The sequence below is a fragment of the Campylobacter sp. TTU-622 genome, assembly GCF_016598965.1.
In the GTDB taxonomy this organism is placed as follows: domain Bacteria; phylum Campylobacterota; class Campylobacteria; order Campylobacterales; family Campylobacteraceae; genus Campylobacter_D.
Genome location: NZ_JAENKR010000197.1, coordinates 1 through 722, shown reverse-complemented (window position 1 = coordinate 722; position 722 = coordinate 1). Strand labels below are relative to the sequence as shown.

Below are 722 nucleotides of genomic sequence, written 5' to 3'. Positions count from 1 at the left end.
AGAATACAAATTGCATCTTTATAGACTATTTTTTAAAAGAAATTAAAAAATAACTATTAATAAGATAAATAGCTAAAGGAAAAAAATGAATTATTTTATGTTTGGATTGTATTTTTTATTTGCTTCTATGTTATATAAAAGAAAAAAATATCAAATATCTAAAAAATATTTTATTAAAGCATCTGATAAAATTAAAAATAATGCTAAATCTTATTTTAAATCTGGAATGTGTTGCTTTCATTTGAAAGAATGGTATGATGCAAAATTTTTTTTTGAAAAAGCATGTGCTTTAAAAGAAGTGGCAAATTGGAGAAAACAATTAAAACAAGTTTATAATCATTTAAAATTCGGTTTTTTCTTAGAGCAAAAGCTTTGGTGGAAGGAAATTGATAGACTTAAACAAGAATTAAATAGTGAAAATAAAAGAAATTTCATTATTTTAAGAGATCTGGCAATTGCTTGTGAAGCTATGAAAAGATATAAAGAAGCGGTGGAATATTATAAAGAGTCAATTTTTATTCAAGAGAAGCAAAAAATATCAGTTGAATCTATATGGTATTATAGACTTGGTTTTTGTTGTGAAAAAATTCAAGATATAAATTTAGCGATTCAAGCTTATGAAAAAGCTATAAATTTTGACGAAGATTTTGAGTCTAATATATATGGAATAGGTATTTTTCATGAAAAAATGGGTTATTGGAGCGAAGCAAATAAAGCTTATT

Annotated in this window: 1 protein-coding gene; it reads left to right on the top strand. The window is 23.3% G+C overall.

Annotation, left to right across the window (positions count from 1 at the left end; genetic code table 11):
* Window positions 1-85 precede the first annotated feature (85 nt).
* Window positions 86-722 (top strand): tetratricopeptide repeat protein (locus JG677_RS08445; RefSeq protein ID WP_200286197.1); only part of this gene is annotated, 637 nt, incomplete at its 3' end.